Consider the following 15,126-nt stretch of genomic DNA (forward strand, 5'->3'; position numbering starts at 1 on the left):
ATTGGCCAGCGTGCCCTCATAACAAGGGTTACCTCCAATATCCCCCGAAGGGAAGGACAGACCATGACCAGCCAAACCGAAACTGCCATCCTCGCCGGCGGCTGCTTCTGGGGCATGCAGGATCTGCTGCGGCGCTATCCCGGCGTCCTGCAGACGCGCGTCGGTTACACCGGTGGCGATGTGCCGAATGCGACCTACCGCAATCATGGCAACCACGCCGAGGCCATCGAAATCGTCTTCGATCCTGCCGTTATCAGCTATCGGCAGATCCTTGAGTTCTTCTTTCAGATACACGACCCGACCACGCCCAACCGTCAGGGCAATGATCTTGGCCCCAGCTATCGTTCGGCGATCTATTACCTCAACGAACAGCAACGCGACGTCGCCGAAGACACCGCCGCCGATGTCGACGCCTCACGGCTGTGGCCTGGACGAGTGGTGACCGAAATCGAACCGGCCGGGCCGTTCTGGGAGGCGGAGCCGGAGCACCAGGATTACCTGGAGCGTATTCCGAATGGCTACACCTGCCACTTCATCCGCCCGAACTGGAAGCTGCCGAAGCGCGCCTGAGGTTCTTTAGCGTCAGTGTGAATGAGGGGAACCGGTCTGTTTTCTGAAAAATGGACCGGTTCTTTTTTGTCCTTGAGTCTGAAAGGTAGCTAAGCAAGTTAGCTATATGCTAGTTTCGCGTCCTCATCACGACCAGCCCGGACCGATCCTGCACATGACGTTACCTTCATCACCGCCAAATCCGACCGAAGATCCCCGCAGCCTGCAGATCGCCAGTGATGTCGTCGGCCAGCAGTTGCAACAGATCGCCATCCTGACGCGCAAGGCTGCCAGCCATCTGGGCACAGCGCTGGGCATCAATCAGACGGATGTGGCGGCGCTGGAACACCTGATCACTGACGGGCCTCTGCCACCGACTGAACTGGCGGCGCGTCTTTCAGTGACTACCGCCGGTATCACGCAGGTCATCGATCGACTGGAACGCGCCGGGCACGTGGTTCGCGAACGACAGCTCAATGACAAGCGCCGGGTGCTGGTGTGTCCGGTTCCGGAGTCGGTGGCGCAGGCCTATCGGCATATCGCGCCAATGCTCAATGGCCTGAGCGCCGTCCTCGGAGCACTCGACGGCAAGGATCGCGCCGTGGTTGAAGCATTCCTGGGCCAGGTGATCGAGGTCTACCGCACCACATTGCCGGGCAGCCCTGTGGCCACGTCTGAAAACCAGGACGCGTGATGAAACCAAAAAAAATACTGGTGACCGGCGCAAGCATCGCCGGGCCTGCTTTGGCCTATTGGCTGTCCCGCCAGGGTATGGACGTTACGGTGGTCGAGAGGGCGCCTGCGTTTCGCGATGGGGGGCAAACGATCGACGTGCGGGGCGCCGGGCGTGTGGTGATTCAGCGCATGGGTCTGGAAGATTTGATTCGGGCGAACACGACTCAGGAACAGGGCATCGCCTTCGTTGACCAGGATAACCGGACCCAGGCGTTTCTGGGTGTCGATGCGTTCGACGGGGAGGGGCCGATTGCCGAACTGGAGATCCTGCGGGGCGAGCTCGCCAGGCTATTGATCCAGCACAGTCAGGATCGAGTGACCTATCGATTCGGCGACAGCGTTGCAGCGATGGAAGACGATGGTGAGCAGGTTCATGTGCGTTTCGAGCAGGGTGCCGAGCAGGTTTACGATCTGGTGATCGTGGCTGAAGGGATCGGTTCGACAACGCGCAATCAGGTGTTTGGCAACGAAGTCCAGCGCCGTCCGCTCAATCTGTATACGGCCTATTTCACTGTTCCTCGGCAGCCGAGCGATGGCCAGGTCATGCGCTGGCACAATATTCCAGGTGGTCGCTGTGTCTGCTTGCGGCCTGACAATCTGGGTACCACCCGCGCGTTTTTGTCTTTTCAGCAGGCGCCGTGTGGATACGAAAAACTCGCGCAGGACGAACAGAAATCCTTGCTCAGGCAAATATTCGCCGACGCCGGTTGGGAGACACCCCGCGTGCTGGCTGCACTGGAGGAGGCCACCGACCTTTATCTGGACGCGGTGGGGCAGGTCAAAATGCCTCGTTGGTCCAAGGGGCGCATCGCGCTGGTCGGGGACGCGGCTTATTGCGCATCGCCCATCAGTGGCATGGGCACCAGCCTGGGTCTGTGCGGCGCCTACGTGCTGGCCGGTGAACTGGGGCGCCATGCCGACCATACCCAGGCGTTCGCGGCCTATGAAAAATTGATGCGGCCCTTTGTTGCCCAGGCGCAAAGCGTGCCTGGATTTGCCCCCAGACTGGCCTCGCCGCATTCGCGCCTTGGCATCGCCCTTGGTCACGCGGTGTTGAGGCTGGCGAGTGCGCCGGGGTTCAAGCGCCTGTTCGGGAAGATTCTTTCGCCGAAGGCTGATGCTATCGAATTGCCGGAGTATGACGAGCAGCCGTGGGTGTAGAGCGAGAGCATTCAATGGGACAGATTTATTATCAAAAAATAAATCTGTCCCCATTTTGTTTAGAATTGCGCCCCCTGCAGTTCTGCAGGTTTGCCATGGAAAGCAGCCGTCCGCACCTGCGCCAGGCAATCGGTTTCTACAAATTGAACAAGGATAAAGGCTCATGGGAATGAGAACGGCAGCGTTGGTTTTGTTGCTTGCAACGTCACTGACCGCCTGTGGAGGAAGCAAGGACAAGGCCAGGGAACTGGTCGATATCAGCGGCGCCTTCAAGGAGCATTACGATGAGGTGGTGGAAACCGTAATGCGAGATTACTCGCCACGTTACATGGCGGTGATGGATGAAGAAATCCGCGAGGTTGTGGAAGACAAAGTTCCCTTCGATGAGATCAGAAACCTGCGGATCGATACCTTGGCGGCTCACTTGCAGCCGGACGAACTCAATGCGGCGATTCGTGCCCACGATAACCCCGCGCAGAGCAAAGACATTTTGAACAACACGCCTGAGGGCCGCAGCTTTCTGGACAAGATCTTCGACGCTGAAGACTCCGTCGAGAATACCTTCCAGGCCCTATTGAAGGAGCGTGAACCCGCCATCCTTCAAGCGCTGGATAAAATCAATAACAAGAGGCTGGATGGCTAGGCGTCCCTGACGCACGCTCAATCCACCTTCACCGCCGCTGGCGGAGTCCACTGCCCGTCGAGCGCCGCCGCCATGAAGCATCCTTACTTCATGGCCGCCACCCGATGGCGGCGTGTCGCTGAAACGATAGCTCATGTTTGATCGAGTCAAATGGCGGTGACGGTCATGCTGCCGATTCAACCGGTCGATGCGCCACACCGGTTCCTGTACCCTGCAGCCTTTCACTCCCACGAGCATGGAAAATGGATTCTCACTCGATTCTGGCTTTTACCCTGGTGGCCGCAATTGCCATCGCCAGCCCAGGCCCCGCGACGCTGATGGCGATCAACAACAGCCTGGCCCATGGTCAGCGCAGCGCGATCTGGTCGTCGCTCGGCAATGCCAGTGGCCTGTTCTGTCTTTCAACCGCTGCGATGCTCGGGCTCGGGGCGTTGCTCGCCAGTTCCGAAATGCTGTTCAACGCGGTGAAGATCATCGGCGCCGGTTATCTGTTCTATCTCGGGATCAAGCAACTGTTCAAAAAGGACGCGATGCTTCAGGACAGTCCTCAGGACGATTCGAAGAAAGCCCGGCCCACGCGCCTGAAACTCTACAAGTCGGCATTCCTGACGGCCGTGACCAATCCCAAGGCGACGATGTTTTTCACCGCGCTGTTCCCGCAGTTCATCGACCAGGGCGCGACGCTGCTGCCGCAGTTCCTGATCCTGACGTCGATTTTCATGGCGCTGTCGGTGACGTCCCTGACGCTCTACGCCGCGCTCGCATCCCGGGCCAAAGGCGTGTTGACCCGTCCGGCGTTTTCCCGCTGGGTCAGCCGGGTGGTGGGGTCGACGTTCATCGGCTTCGGCGCCGCCATTCTGACCATGCGCCGGCAGGCTGCCTGAGGGGCAGCGTCCATCGCCAGCGTCAGCGGGTCATAAAGCTGCGAATCGCCTGCGTGGTTTCCACCGGCGCTTCTTCCATCAGCCAGTGACCCGCTCCGGCGATCACCACTTCGGTGACGTTGTCGGCGGCGTTGCGCATCACGATCGCTTCGTTGTTACCGAAGGACTTTTCACCGCCGACGGCCAGGACCGGCATCGTCAGCTTGTTCTTTGACGACGCTTCGTTGTCCACCGCGTCCTGGCGAATGGCGCGGAACTGAGCGAAGGCCGCGTGCATCGCGCCGGGGCGGGCGTAGAGTTTGGCGTAATGCTGGCGGGTGGCTTCGTCGACTTTTTTCGGGTTGCCGGCGAACTCGTTCCAGAAGCGATCCAGATAAATGCGCTCACGGCCGGCGACCAGTCGCTCCATGTCCGGGCCTCCAAAATCGAAGTGCCAGAGCATCGGCGAACGCACGATGTCGTTCCACGGCGCAATACCCGGAACGGGCGCATCCATTACCACCAGGCGATCGGTCTGTTGCGGATACCGCGAGGCATAGGCGAACGCGACCATGGTGCCGATGTCGTGACCGATGACGACCGAATGCTCGATGCCCAGCGAGGCGAGCACGGCGCGGATGTCTCCCGCCTGGGTCTTCTTGTCGTAGCCACCGTCAGGAATCGACGACAGCCCCATCCCGCGCAGATCAGGAATCACCACGGTGTGATCCTTCGCCAGATCGGTGGCGAGAGGCACCCACATGTCCCCGGTATCACCAAAACCATGCAACAGCACCACGGCCGGGCCTTTGCCGCCGATGCGCGTGTGGATCTTCGCGCCGTCCACGGCAATGTCTTGCGTGCGGAAGGAAGCGGGGAAGGGTTTCACGTCCGCATGGGCCGGAACACTCAGGGTCACCAGCAAGGAAGCGGTCAGCAAGGCGCGGATCATCACGGTGACTCCAGAGGTGTAGGTGGGTGGAGCGTAGACCGCTTTTACAACGCTGCCTTTTACCGTTGAGCGTTTTGCGCGGGAGTCTGCCTCTGGCTGACTTGAGGTGTGGTGCAAAGCCTGTCGAGAAAGGTCGAAACCTGCCGTTTGCCGCGCAAATGCACCACCGGGACGTCTGGCCCGATTGACTGGCGCACGTTGTCGATACCCGGGCGGTAACCCCGGTCAAAGGTCCATACGAACTTCAGAAACGTCAGGAATTTCCGGTCGATTTTTTCTCTGCAGCCTGTCGCGAGATCCGGGCGAGGGCGGTTCATGATGCTGCGTCGGATCACGCGGGCGAAGCAGGTGAGTCGTCGCGTATCGAGCCAGATAATCAGGTCGGCGCGGGGCAGGCGAAGGTCGAAGGTTCGCCGGGCATAGTTGCCTTCACACACCCATGAATCCGCGTTGATTGCCTCGCGGACCCGTGTGCGGAATTGTTCTGCGTCGGGCTCGACCCAGTCTGGTTCCCAGAACAAGGTATCCAGATGAACCACGGGCAGGTTCAGGCGCTGGCCGAGGGCGCGGGCGAGGGTGGATTTGCCACTGCCGGCGTTACCCAGAATCACAATCCGTTGCATAGGGGCGTCCTGTCGAAAAAAGCCGGCAATTGTGCAGGTTCCGGATGTTCAATCAAAGCGGATTCAGTCGTATTTCTTGCCTGACCCGCCGATATCAGGGAAGCTCCCGCGAATCCTGTCTCGGGCAAGTTGGCTGTACGATCGAATCGTTAGGGAAGCGTTGAATGGCGTTCAAGGTGTTGGTAGTCGGTGGGTATGGAAACTTCGGCAGCATCGTCTGCCGGCATCTGGCGTCGATGCCCGATGTTGATCTGGCGATCTCGGGTCGCGATCCGCACAAGTTGCTGCGCAAGGTCGAGGCGTTGCAAGCCGCTTCAGGAAAAACCTGCGCCAGTTGGTGCGGTGATGCCATGGGGCCCGGGTTTCAATCTGCGTTGGGCTCGATGGGAATTGAGCTGGTCGTCCACACTGGCGGCCCGTTTCAGGGGCAGTCCTATGCGGTTGCCGAAAGCTGCATCGAGGCCGGGGTGAACTATTGCGACCTGTCCGATTGCCGAACCTTCGTCAACGGTATTGCTGTACTCGATGCGCGCGCGAAAGAGGCGGGCGTGGCGATTCTCAGCGGTTGCAGTTCGGTGCCGACCCTGTCTTCGGCCATCATCGATCAGCAGCGGTATCGCTTTCAACGCATCGATTCGATCGAACATGGCATTTCCTCTTCCGCCAAGATGCCGGGGCTGTCTACCGTTGAAGGTGTGCTTGCCTACGCGGGCAAACCGATCAAACAGCTCAAGGATGGCCGGGTTCACGAAGTACCGGGCTGGCAGGATCTGACGTTGCGCAAGATGCCGCATCTGGGCACCCGCTTGCTGGCCAACGTCGACGTGCCGGACATGGACATTTTCGCCGGTCGCTACGGCGCCCGGACCTTGAGCTTCAAGGCTGGAGCGGGGTTGAAACTCGGCGGTGTCGCCAATGCTCTGTTTGCCCAGGCCCAGAAGATGGGGCTGATTCGGGACCCTGCGCCCTGGGCCGCACGACTGCATCGTTTGGGCACCTGGTTCGAGCGACTCGGCGATGGCAAAAGTGCGATGTACATTGACGTGCAAGGTATCGGGGTTGAAGGGCAACCGCTGTCCATGACCGCTCAGCTGACGGCGTGGAACGACAAGGGCCCGGAAATCCCGAGCTGCGCCGCTGTGGCCCTGGCCACCAAAATGGCCCAAGGCTATGTGCCTGAACCCGGCGCCCGGCCTTGCGTGGGCGAAATCACCGTCGACGAATACATGGCCGCGATCAACGACCCTGAAAACCTGAGCCTGTCCGTGCGTTTCTCCGACGGGCAGCGCTGACCATGCTTTACCTGTGCCTCAAATACATTCATGTGATCGCCGCGGTTTTCCTGTTCGGATTCGGCATGGGTTCCTACCTTTACCTGATCGCCGCCAGCCGCACCGCCAATCCTCAAGTGATTGCTCACGTGGCGAAAATGGTCGTGCGCTTCGACGCCTGGATCACCACCCCGGCAGGCTTCATTCAGATCGCATCGGGCTATGGGCTGATCAAGCTGGCCGGCCTTCCGTTGACCACGGAATGGGTGCTGACGTCGTTGATCATCTTTCTTTGTGTGGGATCGCTCTGGCTGCCGGTGCTGGTGCTTCAGAAGCGCCTGTACGTGATGGCTTCGAGTGCGATCGAGACCGGAGGAGGGCTCGCGGACGAGTACGGGTCGGTGTACCGCCAATGGTTCTGGATGGGGGTGGCCGGTTTTCTGGGGATGTTCGTGATTGTCTTGATGATGGTGACGAAGATGACGCCCGTGCAGGTGCTAGGGCTGTTGCTGTAGCGAAGCCTTCAGAAAGCGTTGCTCATGATCGGGATCAGGCAGAAGACAGGTGTCATATTGTCCAAACAGCCGATAACGATTCAGTGCAATACGATCGTAGGCCCAGTTCCGAAGCCCGCGCGGGAAAATGCGCAAGCATTGCAATGGACGCCAGCGGGCGGGCAGTAGGGCAACGACTTCGAAAAAGGCATCGGAGCGCTCCCAATAGTGTCGGTCGCGGATGACCGCCATGGTGTCGAACTGATCGAGGGGTAAATCTGCCCAGGCGAGCAGCGCCTGCCCTTCGGGAGATTGCACCGCCGCCAGCCGGACTCGCTGCTGGCGGTCATGGCGAATCAGGAATTTCGCCCAGCCATTGCACAACTTGCAGACGCCATCGAACAACACCACTGTCTCGCCGGGTTTCAGCAGGGGAGCCGGTGACGGGCGAATCCGGGAAACGGGCATAGACATCGGTCCATAGAGGCCTGGTTTCCCGGATCATATCCTTAAACAGTCACGACAATCTTTCCGACCTGCTGGTTGGCTTCAAGAAAGCGATGCGCCTCCTGAATGTCTTCAAGGGCGAACGTCTTCGCGATGATCGGCTTCAGCGCGCCCGAAGCGAGGCCGTCGCTGATGAACGTCTTGGCTCGGGCCAGAGCCGCAGGGTTCGCGACGACCTCTGCGTAAAGGTAGCCCTTGAGGGTCAGGCATTTGCCCAGCACGGTGAACAGCGGGAACGGCGTGGGCTCCGGGCTCAAGGCGCCGTACTCAAGCAGAATGCCGCCCCTGGCCATGCTCTGGGTGAGCTGTTCGAAAGCCGGGCCGCCGATGGGATCGAACACCACGCGCGCGCCCTGACCATCGGTCAGCGCCATGACGGCGGCGACGATATCCTCTTCATCGCTGACGATGACGTGCGCGGCGCCGGCGTCCAGCAACGCCTGCTTCTTGGCCCGGGTGCGGGTCACGGCAATCGAAGTCGCGCCCACCATTCGGGCAATCTGGAAGGCCGCCAGGCCGACGCTGCTGGAGGCGGCAGTGACCAGTACAAAATCATTCTTCGTCAGTCTGGCCTGTTCGACGAGCGCGCCCCACGCGGTGACGTATTGCATCCAGGAAGCGGCGGCCTGTTCAAAGGACAGGTTCGACGGGTGTTTGACCGTCAGCTCGGCGGGCACGTTGGCCAGCTCGCCGTAGGTGCCCCATTTGGCGATGTCCAGCGGCGGAATCAGGCTGATCGCATCACCGACCTTGAACTCGCTGACACCGGCACCGACGGCAACCACCACGCCGGCCGCTTCATAACCGAGGCGGCTGGGAAACTGCGCTTCCTGCAGATAGGCGTGATTGCGGAACATGACCTCGGCCCGATTCAACCCGAAGGCCTTGACCTCGATTTGCACCTCGCCGGATGCCGGAGCCGGCACATCGACCGATTCCAGTTTCAAAACGCTTGCGTCGCCGTATTCATGAATCCTGACAATGCGTGCCATGGTTACCTCTTCTGTGATCAATGAGGCCGGTGTGAACGACCTGAGTTCCAGTGATAACGCGCCTGTTGGAGTTGGGCGCGTCGTTGCCATGGCCGTCAATTTAGGCTTTGGCCCGGGTCGGATAAAGACCTACGATAGCGCAACACTAGAAACGCAGGGTTTCCAATGGATCGCCTCACCTTGATGGCCGTCTTCGTCAAAGCGGTGGAGCTTGGCTCCTTCAGCGCGGTGGCGGATGAGCTCAATCTGTCCCCGCAACTGGTCGGCAAACAGGTCAAGATGCTCGAGCAGCATCTGGGTGTCTCGCTGCTCAATCGCACGACCCGCAAACAGAGCCTCACCGACTTCGGCCGCACCTTCTATCAACGGGCGAAGCTGATCCTGGCCGATATGGACGCTGCGGAAGAAATGGCCGCGATGACTCGAGGCGTACCCAGCGGCCGGCTCAGAATCAACGCACCGGTCACCTTTGGCGTCAGCACGCTGTCGCCTCGGCTGCTGGAGTACATGGTCAGGTATCCGCAGGTGTCCGTGGATCTGACCTTGTCCAACGAACTCGTTGACCTGGTGGAGGGCGGATATGACGTGGTGTTTCGAATCGGTGAGCTGTCCGACAGCGGTCTGAAGGCTTTGCCTTTGAAGCCTTATCAAATGGTGTTGTGTGCAGCGCCTGCCTATCTGGCCAGACGTCCACCGATTACGACCCCGCTGGATCTTCAGGAACATGAATGCCTGGCGTTTGCCTATTCGGACGGTCGCTCACACATTCGCCTCGAAGGGCCGGACGGTTGCATCGACGTGCCGATTAAAAGCAGATTGACGATCAATCAGGCCGACCCCTTGCTGTCGGCCGCGGTGGCAGGGCTGGGTGTCGTGCTGTTGCCGTTGGAACTGGTCAAGGATGCGCTGAGAAGTGGAACGCTGGTGAACCTTCTGCCGGACTACAACGTCCCGGTCTCCCCAATGAATCTTCTGTATGCACCGGACCCTAGGCTGACGCCCAAGCTGCGAAGCTTCGTGGATTTTGCCAGGGCTGCGTTTGGGGCTGATGCGTGAAAGGGGAGCCTGGCTGTCATCAGACTCCATCGTTCAACTCATTTCGAGGCTGTCAGAAACCCCGGATCGAATGACGTATTGGCGATCCTCGCAACGTCCGATTCAGCTTCCCATTCCACGGTGTCACCTGCAATTTCGCGCACGATCCACTGCTGTGGCGCCGTCCACAAGAGTTCGATGTAAGGGCCGTTGAGCGCCTTGTTTGCAATCAGCAGCGCAACCTCATCGGCCGGGCCCGGGCACATGCCACCGACGGCCATGGGCACGCGTTCGCCTATCAGACGGGTGAGCAGGGACAGTCGCTCGGCGTGGGAACTGAAGGGAACTCGATGCGCTGCGCCTGCGTTATCCGTCAGTTGCAGATAGCCCGATTCGTCCGCGGCACAATGGATCAGAGCAAGATGCAACGGTGCCTGCCCCTGACCTTTTGCATAACGTGATGTGATGATTACGAATTCCTGAGTGGGTGAATTGACCGGGGCGTTGCTCAATTCGGTTCTGATTCCTTTGCCTGGCCTGTTGCCCATTGTGCCCTGGCCAGTCCGTAGCACTTGCACCACGCCGGGGTAGTGGACAACGTCAGCTCGGCATCATCGCGCTCAAGCTTGATATCTACCGTTTCGACGCTTGAATCGCCGCGTCAAGCAAAGGCCCCGTGATCAGTCGTGCCTTGTAGTCACTGACAAAATAATTGATTCGATTGGCCAGGTATTGAATGGACAGCCAGCCCAGGCCGTGGTGATCGCGCAACTCATCGTCGTTGAGCTTGATCAGAGCGTCATAACTCACAAAAGACGCTTCGCAATTGACGAGCAGATACAGCGATCCGTCTTTAGCCCGCAGAAGGTCCCAATAGCTGTCGTTCAGGTGATAGGTTGCCGGCGTGAGTTCAAGTAGCTTCATGTGCGTTCCTTGCTGGCGCTGATGGGGGCGCCCCCTTTTTTATCGGTGGCTGTAGCTTTTCCCTGATGTTTACCCATGCGGTTTTTCCACGGAAAGTACTCTACAAAAACCGCACGGTTGACCACTCCGGATTCACCCACCTGAAACCCGGGCATTTGTTGCAGGTCGAGTTGTAGGCACTGAGCCGCAAGTGACTTTTGTAACGCGGGATCCGGGTGAAAGGACTCTGGACGGGAGTAGCTTTTCTCAAGCGTCACATCGCAATGCGCAATTTGGCCCTTCGCGTTAGCCGTGAAATCAAAACGGGCTATGCCGAACGCGTTGATTGAGTGCCCGGCCAGCAGGTTGTCCCAGAAAAAGCGGCTTGCAAGACCAGCCTTCCGGTGTTTCAGGTCGTAGTCGGAAATGGATGAAACATCGCCCTTGGCGATTAGCGGCGCGATAATCTCAAGGGAGCCATCGACCGGGCTTTGAAGATCTTCCGGGATGGTTGACCAAATCTCGCTCCAGCACACATCGGTTACCAGATTGACGAAGCCGGGGGGGGAGTCCGGGTCAGTTGACTGCGTCTCGCAGAGCAATACGTCACCTTGCCGGCTGAGCTTCATCCGCAACTTGACGCTGCCTCGTATGCCTTCGCTATTCGCCAGCAACACTTTCTCGGCCAAGGTGTTACGTAAAACCCTGATATAGCGCCTTGCCTCCATCGCATTGATTTCTTTTGCAGTCATGAGCGTTGGAGCAGACTTGCCGCCACTGTCCATCCAGGCATTTATTCGCTGGTCGGTGGTCAGCTGGTGACAGCCAGAAAGGGAAGCCAGGCCTGTCAGTAAAAGCAAAGACGAGATCCGTCGACAATCGATCCATGATTTCAATGTATTGCTGATCACTCATGTGTTCCTTGAAAAAAACGAGGCGCCATTTTGCCTTGAAGCCAGACTGCCGTACATTTGCAACGCACATCTCGATTGATCGCAAGAATCAAACCGGACTCGGCCGCAACTCGTGCACCAGATCAATCAGCGCACGCAATCGCGCCGGCACGAAGCGATGGCCCGAGTAATAAAGCCTCAACCCGCCAAACGACGGACACCACGGCATCAGCACCGGCACCAATGCGCCGCTTGCCAGTTCTTCCTGGATGAACCACTCGGAAATGAAACCGATGCCCAGGCCCAGCACCACGGCCTGTTTGATCGCCAGCAACTCGTTGAACACGAAGCGCGTCGGCAGATCCATCTGCAATTTCTCGCCATCGCGTTCCAGCTCCCAATGGTAGATACCTCCGTGGGCCATGCGCATGCCGATGCTCTGGTGGGTGAGCAGATCCCGCGGGTGTTCGGGCACGCCATGGCGTTCGAGATAATCGGGCGTTGCCACCATGAGCATACGGATGTCGCCTGACAGCGCCACCGCAATCATGTCTTGCGGTACCGACTCGGCCAGGCGAATCCCGGCGTCGAAGCCCCCGGCGACGATGTCGACCATGCTTGCCTCGCTGACGACGTCGATGCGCACCTCGGGATAGCGCCGAGCGTACTGATCGAGCAGCGGCTCCAGCAGCAGGTAGGCCGCGCCGTGCGGTGCATTGATGCGCAGTGTGCCGCTGGGTTCGTCGAGACCGACGCTGGCCTCTTCGCCGGCACTCTTGATCTGCGCCAGGGCAGGGGCGATGCGCTCCACATAGCGTTGCCCGATGTCGGTGAGGGCAACGCTGCGTGTGGAGCGATTGAACAGGCGCACCTTCAGGCGCGCTTCGAGGCCGGCCACCGCGCTGCTCACCGCCGTGGTGGACATACCCAGTTCCTGGGCCGCGCCGCGAAAACTGTTGCGTCGGGCAACGGCCAGCACCACTTCCAGCTCGGTCATTCCTGTTCTGTGCATGGATTGTCCTGAAAATAGGGATGCTTCATCAGCCAAAGGATAGCTTATCGGAACAATCAACTCTTCTTAGACTTCGCGTCATACAGGCTCGATTCAGGCGAGTCATTTTCAGCGAGGAGTTGTCATGCAGCGCATTGAACACATCTACATCAACGGCGACTACGTCCTCCCACACGGTCAGGAATGGTTTGACCTCCATAACCCGAGCACCGAGCAAGTCATCGGTCAGGTTCGACTGGGCGATGCGCTCGATGCCCGGCGCGCCATCGCCGCCGCCAAGGCTGCGTTCCCGGCCTGGTCTCGCACCACGCGCGAGGAGCGTATTGCCGCCCTGCAACGCATGCATAAGGCCGTGGCGGCCAGAGAGGAAGAACTGCTGGAAGCCATCCTTGAAGAGTACGGCTCGCCTGCGGTTCGTGGGCGCTGGATGGCGACGTATCCGGCGGATGTGATTGCACAAGCGATCGAGGCGCTGGAGGCGTTCGACTTCGAAGAGCAGGCCGGTATGGCCAAAGTCATTCTGACGCCCGTGGGCGTGACCGGTCTGATCACGCCGTGGAACAGCAATGCCGGCTTCATCTGCAACAAACTGGCTACCGCACTGGCGGCAGGCTGCACCGCCGTCATCAAGCCCAGCGAGATGAGCGCGTTGCAGACGCAGGTCGTGATCCGGGCGTTGCACGAAGCGGGACTGCCACCGGGTGTCTTCAATATCGTCAACGGACGGGGCGATGTGGTGGGCGAGGAGATCGCCCGCCATCCCGACGTGGCCAAGATCTCGTTCACGGGGTCGTCCGCAGTTGGTCAGCATCTGGTCAGAACCGGTGCCGACACCCTGAAACGCGTGACCCTGGAACTGGGCGGCAAGTCGCCCACCGTGGTACTCGATGACGCGGATTTCCAGGCGGTCATGCCGTTGGCACTGCACGCCGGATTCCTCAACAGCGGCCAGGCCTGCATCGCGGGCACGCGCATTCTTGTCCCGCGTTCACGGCTGGCAGAGTTCGAGCAGGTCGCGAAGGAGGGCGTCGCACAGTTTCAATCGGGCGATCCGCGCAACGCCGACACCGATATCGGCCCGATGGTCAGCCAGAAACAATGGGAGCGGGTGCAGCGCTACATCCGTATCGGTCAGGAGGAGGGGGCGAGGTTGCTGGCGGGTGGCGAAGGTCGTCCGGAAGGCCTGCAGGCCGGATGGTTCGTCAAACCCACGATCTTCACGGACGCCAACAACCAGATGCGTATCGCGCGTGAGGAAATCTTCGGCCCGGTGCTGACGATCATCCCTTACGAGGACGACGCCGATGCGATAAGAATCGCCAACGATACGGACTATGGACTGAGCGCTCTGGTGCTGGGCCAGAACCCCGAACGTTGTGTGAATATCGCCCGTCAGATCGATTCGGGACGCGTGCTCATCAACACCCTGGCCCACGAACCGCGCGCCCCTTTTGGTGGCTTCAAACATTCGGGCCTGGGGCGCGAAATGGGCAAGTGGGGGATGAGCGCGTATCTGGAGCCGAAGACATTGATCACCCATGACGCGGTGAAGTGAACGCTGTGTGTGGCATCGGAAACCGGGCGGAATTCATTCCTGGTTTCCAGCAGCGTTTCGAATGATTGCCCGGGTTTGAAGTTGACCGTCCATGCTGCTGTATCGCAGCATGGCGCCTCCCGAACACCAAGCCTGGAAACTCATGTCTGACCCTTTGGATCTTGATGAATTGTTGGTACATGTCAGCGATGAAGCCTCGTTCATTCGCTTCATCCAGGCGCTGGGTGCTGATTTTGCCCACGAGCGATCACTGGAAGAGCTGTCACCTTCAACGCTCGATTGGGCCGGCGCTTCAGAGTGGGAAAACGGATCCGTAGACTCGTTTCTCGATGCCGCGGCCGCGTGGGCAGATTCAAGCAGCCGATCCACCTCAAACGACGGAGCGGTGTCGAACGTATGGCAGCGCTGCGCCGCTATTCTGTTGGCCGGAAAGTTTTATGAGTGAGCCGCACGCGACCTTCGCGTCTGGCCGGAAGAGCCCATGCCCAGAATGCTACCGGACAACGAACTCAAGGCGCTTTCGGTGGAAGCCGAGGTCAATGGATTAACGCTGAGTGATCTTGCCGTCACGTGCGCGAAGTTCGGAATGACACCGCGAGATCTGCTGAACGAGCTCTCCGTAGCGATTGCGGAAAGCTATCTGGAGAGATCGCTGGACTATGAATTTTGCGATGGTGTGATGAACGGAATCATCAATGCCGTGGTTGAGGTCGGCATGACTGACGATATGCCTGAGCCCGCCTTCTCGCTCTATCAGGCGTTTGATCTGGGTGAATGGATCCGCAGCGAGGACCCGCCGGGGACTGATCCCAGTGAGAAATACGCGAGGCCAGTGGTTGAGGACATAATGCGTGCGTTGAGGGGCTGAGGTTCAGTGTCGATTCTGACGGGCAACTGACGTGGAATCGAGCTTGTACCTCCGGCCGTCACCCGCTGCC

At 59.5% G+C, this 15,126-nt stretch carries 19 protein-coding genes; 11 read left to right on the plus strand and 8 right to left on the minus strand.

What is annotated here, in order from left to right:
* Positions 1-63 precede the first annotated feature (63 nt).
* The 5 genes from msrA to AC1RMX_RS28020 all read left to right on the plus strand — a co-directional run bounded on the left by msrA (position 64) and on the right by AC1RMX_RS28020 (position 3,972).
* Positions 64-570 (plus strand): peptide-methionine (S)-S-oxide reductase MsrA, encoded by a 507-nt coding sequence (gene msrA, locus AC1RMX_RS28000; RefSeq protein ID WP_273538091.1) that lies wholly within the window; start codon positions 64-66, stop codon positions 568-570.
* A gap of 154 nt (positions 571-724) precedes the next feature.
* On the plus strand, positions 725-1,243 hold the full coding sequence (locus tag AC1RMX_RS28005) for a MarR family winged helix-turn-helix transcriptional regulator (protein WP_493073722.1): 519 nt from the start codon (positions 725-727) through the stop codon (positions 1,241-1,243).
* Entirely contained in the window at positions 1,243-2,445 is a 1,203-nt protein-coding gene (locus AC1RMX_RS28010; protein ID WP_096820656.1) for an FAD-dependent monooxygenase, read from the plus strand. The genes AC1RMX_RS28005 and AC1RMX_RS28010 overlap by 1 nt, the downstream gene beginning before the upstream one ends.
* Before the next feature lie 163 nt (positions 2,446-2,608).
* Positions 2,609-3,088, plus strand: a complete 480-nt coding sequence (locus tag AC1RMX_RS28015) for a hypothetical protein (RefSeq protein ID WP_493073724.1) — start codon at positions 2,609-2,611, stop codon at positions 3,086-3,088.
* Between the two features lie 242 nt (positions 3,089-3,330).
* Positions 3,331-3,972, plus strand: coding sequence for a LysE family translocator (locus AC1RMX_RS28020; protein WP_493073726.1), 642 nt, complete (start codon positions 3,331-3,333; stop codon positions 3,970-3,972).
* 22 nt (positions 3,973-3,994) lie between these two features.
* On the opposite strand, the gene AC1RMX_RS28025 is transcribed toward AC1RMX_RS28020, so the two are convergent.
* The gene (locus AC1RMX_RS28025) at positions 3,995-4,903 is read right to left on the minus strand and encodes an alpha/beta fold hydrolase (RefSeq protein WP_102622426.1); all 909 of its coding nucleotides are present in this window, start codon (positions 4,901-4,903) and stop codon (positions 3,995-3,997) included.
* Between the two features lie 59 nt (positions 4,904-4,962).
* The gene (locus AC1RMX_RS28030; protein ID WP_493073728.1) at positions 4,963-5,526 is read right to left on the minus strand and encodes a P-loop NTPase family protein; all 564 of its coding nucleotides are present in this window, start codon (positions 5,524-5,526) and stop codon (positions 4,963-4,965) included.
* 164 nt (positions 5,527-5,690) lie between these two features.
* Between AC1RMX_RS28030 and AC1RMX_RS28035 the strand changes: the two genes are divergently transcribed.
* Positions 5,691-6,818 carry a saccharopine dehydrogenase family protein gene (locus AC1RMX_RS28035; RefSeq protein ID WP_493073729.1) on the plus strand — a complete coding sequence of 376 codons (1,128 nt, stop codon included), beginning with the start codon at positions 5,691-5,693 and terminating at the stop codon, positions 6,816-6,818.
* A gap of 2 nt (positions 6,819-6,820) precedes the next feature.
* Entirely contained in the window at positions 6,821-7,312 is a 492-nt protein-coding gene (locus tag AC1RMX_RS28040) for a DUF2269 family protein (protein ID WP_102622429.1), read from the plus strand.
* Here the strand turns inward: AC1RMX_RS28040 and AC1RMX_RS28045 are convergent.
* Together AC1RMX_RS28045 and AC1RMX_RS28050 are read right to left on the minus strand one after the other, a co-directional pair.
* Complete coding sequence (locus tag AC1RMX_RS28045; RefSeq protein WP_102622430.1) at positions 7,295-7,759, minus strand: thiol-disulfide oxidoreductase DCC family protein; 465 nt, start codon at positions 7,757-7,759, stop codon at positions 7,295-7,297. The genes AC1RMX_RS28040 and AC1RMX_RS28045 overlap by 18 nt on opposite strands.
* 41 nt (positions 7,760-7,800) lie before the next feature.
* The gene (locus AC1RMX_RS28050) at positions 7,801-8,790 is read right to left on the minus strand and encodes a zinc-dependent alcohol dehydrogenase family protein (protein WP_493073731.1); all 990 of its coding nucleotides are present in this window, start codon (positions 8,788-8,790) and stop codon (positions 7,801-7,803) included.
* 165 nt (positions 8,791-8,955) lie between these two features.
* Between AC1RMX_RS28050 and AC1RMX_RS28055 the strand changes: the two genes are divergently transcribed.
* Positions 8,956-9,846, plus strand: a complete 891-nt coding sequence (locus AC1RMX_RS28055) for a LysR family transcriptional regulator (RefSeq protein WP_102622432.1) — start codon at positions 8,956-8,958, stop codon at positions 9,844-9,846.
* A gap of 38 nt (positions 9,847-9,884) precedes the next feature.
* Here the strand turns inward: AC1RMX_RS28055 and AC1RMX_RS28060 are convergent, their stop codons facing one another.
* From AC1RMX_RS28060 to AC1RMX_RS28075, 4 genes are all read right to left on the minus strand, one after another.
* Positions 9,885-10,337: a hypothetical protein gene (locus AC1RMX_RS28060; protein WP_493073733.1), complete on the minus strand. Its 453-nt coding sequence runs from the start codon at positions 10,335-10,337 to the stop codon at positions 9,885-9,887.
* A 121-nt stretch (positions 10,338-10,458) separates the two neighbouring features.
* Positions 10,459-10,749 carry a hypothetical protein gene (locus tag AC1RMX_RS28065; protein WP_493073734.1) on the minus strand — a complete coding sequence of 97 codons (291 nt, stop codon included), beginning with the start codon at positions 10,747-10,749 and terminating at the stop codon, positions 10,459-10,461.
* Positions 10,746-11,639, minus strand: a complete 894-nt coding sequence (locus AC1RMX_RS28070) for a hypothetical protein (RefSeq protein ID WP_493073735.1) — start codon at positions 11,637-11,639, stop codon at positions 10,746-10,748. Before AC1RMX_RS28070 ends, AC1RMX_RS28065 begins: the two co-directional genes overlap by 4 nt.
* Before the next feature lie 91 nt (positions 11,640-11,730).
* Positions 11,731-12,633, minus strand: a complete 903-nt coding sequence (locus AC1RMX_RS28075; RefSeq protein WP_493073737.1) for a LysR family transcriptional regulator — start codon at positions 12,631-12,633, stop codon at positions 11,731-11,733.
* A gap of 124 nt (positions 12,634-12,757) precedes the next feature.
* Here AC1RMX_RS28075 and AC1RMX_RS28080 point away from each other — a divergent pair, with 124 nt between their 5' ends.
* From AC1RMX_RS28080 to AC1RMX_RS28090, 3 genes are all read left to right on the plus strand, one after another.
* Positions 12,758-14,188 (plus strand): aldehyde dehydrogenase family protein, encoded by a 1,431-nt coding sequence (locus AC1RMX_RS28080; protein WP_493073738.1) that lies wholly within the window; start codon positions 12,758-12,760, stop codon positions 14,186-14,188.
* Between the two features lie 91 nt (positions 14,189-14,279).
* Complete coding sequence (locus AC1RMX_RS28085) at positions 14,280-14,633, plus strand: DUF7660 family protein (protein ID WP_173861397.1); 354 nt, start codon at positions 14,280-14,282, stop codon at positions 14,631-14,633.
* 36 nt (positions 14,634-14,669) lie between these two features.
* Entirely contained in the window at positions 14,670-15,056 is a 387-nt protein-coding gene (locus AC1RMX_RS28090) for a hypothetical protein (protein ID WP_493073740.1), read from the plus strand.
* The last annotated feature ends 70 nt before the right edge of the window (positions 15,057-15,126 follow it).

This window comes from Pseudomonas sp. GW822-FHT03F04 (assembly GCF_058801405.1).

Coding starts and splice junctions, on each gene's coding strand:
- AC1RMX_RS28025 (WP_102622426.1), bottom strand. CDS start 4,903: ATGATCCGCGCCTTGCTGACCGCTTCCTTGCTGGTGACCCTGAGTGTT.
- AC1RMX_RS28035 (WP_493073729.1), top strand. CDS start 5,691: ATGGCGTTCAAGGTGTTGGTAGTCGGTGGGTATGGAAACTTCGGCAGC.
- AC1RMX_RS28080 (WP_493073738.1), top strand. CDS start 12,758: ATGCAGCGCATTGAACACATCTACATCAACGGCGACTACGTCCTCCCA.
- AC1RMX_RS28050 (WP_493073731.1), bottom strand. CDS start 8,790: ATGGCACGCATTGTCAGGATTCATGAATACGGCGACGCAAGCGTTTTG.
- AC1RMX_RS28030 (WP_493073728.1), bottom strand. CDS start 5,526: ATGCAACGGATTGTGATTCTGGGTAACGCCGGCAGTGGCAAATCCACC.
- AC1RMX_RS28015 (WP_493073724.1), top strand. CDS start 2,609: ATGGGAATGAGAACGGCAGCGTTGGTTTTGTTGCTTGCAACGTCACTG.
- AC1RMX_RS28005 (WP_493073722.1), top strand. CDS start 725: ATGACGTTACCTTCATCACCGCCAAATCCGACCGAAGATCCCCGCAGC.
- AC1RMX_RS28040 (WP_102622429.1), top strand. CDS start 6,821: ATGCTTTACCTGTGCCTCAAATACATTCATGTGATCGCCGCGGTTTTC.
- msrA (WP_273538091.1), top strand. CDS start 64: ATGACCAGCCAAACCGAAACTGCCATCCTCGCCGGCGGCTGCTTCTGG.
- AC1RMX_RS28090 (WP_493073740.1), top strand. CDS start 14,670: ATGCCCAGAATGCTACCGGACAACGAACTCAAGGCGCTTTCGGTGGAA.
- AC1RMX_RS28020 (WP_493073726.1), top strand. CDS start 3,331: ATGGATTCTCACTCGATTCTGGCTTTTACCCTGGTGGCCGCAATTGCC.
- AC1RMX_RS28075 (WP_493073737.1), bottom strand. CDS start 12,633: ATGCACAGAACAGGAATGACCGAGCTGGAAGTGGTGCTGGCCGTTGCC.
- AC1RMX_RS28085 (WP_173861397.1), top strand. CDS start 14,280: ATGCTGCTGTATCGCAGCATGGCGCCTCCCGAACACCAAGCCTGGAAA.
- AC1RMX_RS28065 (WP_493073734.1), bottom strand. CDS start 10,749: ATGAAGCTACTTGAACTCACGCCGGCAACCTATCACCTGAACGACAGC.
- AC1RMX_RS28010 (WP_096820656.1), top strand. CDS start 1,243: ATGAAACCAAAAAAAATACTGGTGACCGGCGCAAGCATCGCCGGGCCT.
- AC1RMX_RS28045 (WP_102622430.1), bottom strand. CDS start 7,759: ATGCCCGTTTCCCGGATTCGCCCGTCACCGGCTCCCCTGCTGAAACCC.
- AC1RMX_RS28055 (WP_102622432.1), top strand. CDS start 8,956: ATGGATCGCCTCACCTTGATGGCCGTCTTCGTCAAAGCGGTGGAGCTT.